Genomic DNA, 1,868 nt, shown 5'->3' on the forward strand with positions numbered 1-1,868 from the left:
AACCAGGTGGATGGCTTTTTCTCTTCCTTTTCTTCCTCTTCTTCGACATCTGCAGTGATGGTTCTTGAAAGTTCAGATAATGGGTGTCCTTTACAAGAAATTTCAAATGCCTTATACCAACCGAATGGTACTCTAAATACATCTAAACCTTCTTCCTTAAGAGCAGCTTCAGCATCTTTCAATATTTGAACTGCCACTTTAGGAGCACCAAGAGAAGAAGATAAGTGTGCATAAGGGTATAAGACTACTTTTTCTGCATTGACTTCTGCATTGGTTTTAATAACTTCAGCAACTAAATTCTTGACAATAGCGCTTGGGTTTTCTTCGTCCTCTTTTTCAATGGATGAGAAAACAACTAAAGCTTCATCAAAAGCCCCATTTTTTTGAGCTTCTTCGATTTCTTCAGCTACTGGAGTTTTGTTTTTTACTTGATATTTTATATAATCAGAGTGAATAAGTAAAACTCTCATATTTTCACCAGTTTTTGTTTTAAAAATAATTTATTGATAAATATTATATACACAATAATATTATAACTTTATTTTTTATATTATTTAATTATTAGTAATAATCGTGATTTCAAAATACATGATTTTGAATCTAAAATCAGAATTTAATTAAAACTAAATTGAATTAAAAAGAAAAAAAGAATTTAGATTAATGGGCATTAATCTAAAATTAATTTCAAATCAGGATTTTCTACTGATGCATCCTTAAAAGTAGCTATTAGGTCTTCATCAAGAATTGAACTGTCCTTGATAATGATGATTTTATCAGGCAATTCACAAAGACAATCGTATAATGCATCAAGATTTTCTCCATAATATTCTGGGAAATCCAGTTTTTCCTTAATGTATTCATGGGGATTCTCTTTCATTTCTTCCCCATACAAGACTATTTCATTCATGTTATCTATCATCTTCTTTAGTTTTTTTCTAAGTCTTCTCTTTTCCAATAGTTTATTTGTCATAGTATCAATTTGCTTGCAGGCTATGAATTTATGTTAGATGCTCAAAGCTTGCATAATGGTCTCCAGTATAGTAAACTTCAAAGTCATCAGTTGAATAAACTATCCTTTTAGGGCCTCTGCTTGATGCTCCTAAAGTGTCAATATCACATTCCTTGTACTCATGGGTTATAGGCAATATGGATTGACGATTTGTAAAGGTGTCCCCTCCAATGCATTTTCCAGGAGCATATTTTTCTACGCTTCCGCCATGCCATCCAAGAGCTTTTGCCTCACCTTTAGTGATATAATTGGAAGGAAGCTTGTGATATGTGGTTAAATAGGCTGCAACTTCTTCTTTTGAGTCGTATGTTCCGTCTTCTGAAATATTGATTTCATCCACATTGAGTGATGATGAGCCAGAGTCTGAATCATCTCCAATGCAACCGCTTACTGCAACAGCAGCAAGCAGGATGATTAATATCAGTCCAATTATTTTCCAATTTTTCATAATAATCCCTTGAATTAATTTTTATTGTTCCTTTTTATTAAGTTTTCTTTAAATTTAGTTCAGGACATGAATATTCCATCCATTCTTTAGTTATCAAATTATTCCTTAATCAAATTAATTTTTCTTAAACTATATAAAATATGATGGATATAAAATATAACTAGAAAAAATCATAAAAGCTAATTTTTATTTTTAGCAATTTATTTTTACTTTTCATTTTTAGAGAGGAATCCTTGTGGGTAAGAAGAAGATATTGATCATTGTAACTGGAAGAGGCATAGGTGGAGATGCCGGTACAGCATTGAATGTTTACAATGCACTCGAAAAAAGAGGATATGATTGTGAAATCGCTTTGGATGAGTCTGCTCCAGGATTATTGTTTAAAAAGAATAATATAGAATGGAATAAGGT

The 1,868-nt window shown here is 31.5% G+C and carries 3 protein-coding genes and 1 pseudogene; 1 reads left to right on the top strand and 3 read right to left on the bottom strand.

The annotated features are described in order from the left end of the window. The 3 genes from ACKI67_RS05880 to ACKI67_RS05890 form a co-directional block, all read right to left on the bottom strand. Positions 1-470: threonyl-tRNA synthetase editing domain-containing protein (locus tag ACKI67_RS05880; protein ID WP_407462509.1), on the bottom strand; the 470-nt coding region annotated here is incomplete at its 3' end. A 197-nt stretch (positions 471-667) separates the two neighbouring features. Further along, positions 668-970: a barstar family protein gene (locus ACKI67_RS05885; RefSeq protein ID WP_407462510.1), complete on the bottom strand. Its 303-nt coding sequence runs from the start codon at positions 968-970 to the stop codon at positions 668-670. 28 nt (positions 971-998) lie between these two features. After that, on the bottom strand, positions 999-1,457 hold the full coding sequence (locus ACKI67_RS05890; RefSeq protein WP_407462511.1) for a ribonuclease domain-containing protein: 459 nt from the start codon (positions 1,455-1,457) through the stop codon (positions 999-1,001). Positions 1,458-1,692: 235 nt separating this feature from the next. Here ACKI67_RS05890 and ACKI67_RS05895 point away from each other — a divergent pair. Further along, positions 1,693-1,868, top strand: a pseudogene (locus ACKI67_RS05895) (glycosyltransferase family 1 protein); the annotation flags it as partial.

The sequence above is a fragment of the Methanobrevibacter sp. genome (genome assembly GCF_045577275.1).
Taxonomy (GTDB): Archaea; Methanobacteriota; Methanobacteria; order Methanobacteriales; family Methanobacteriaceae; genus Methanobrevibacter.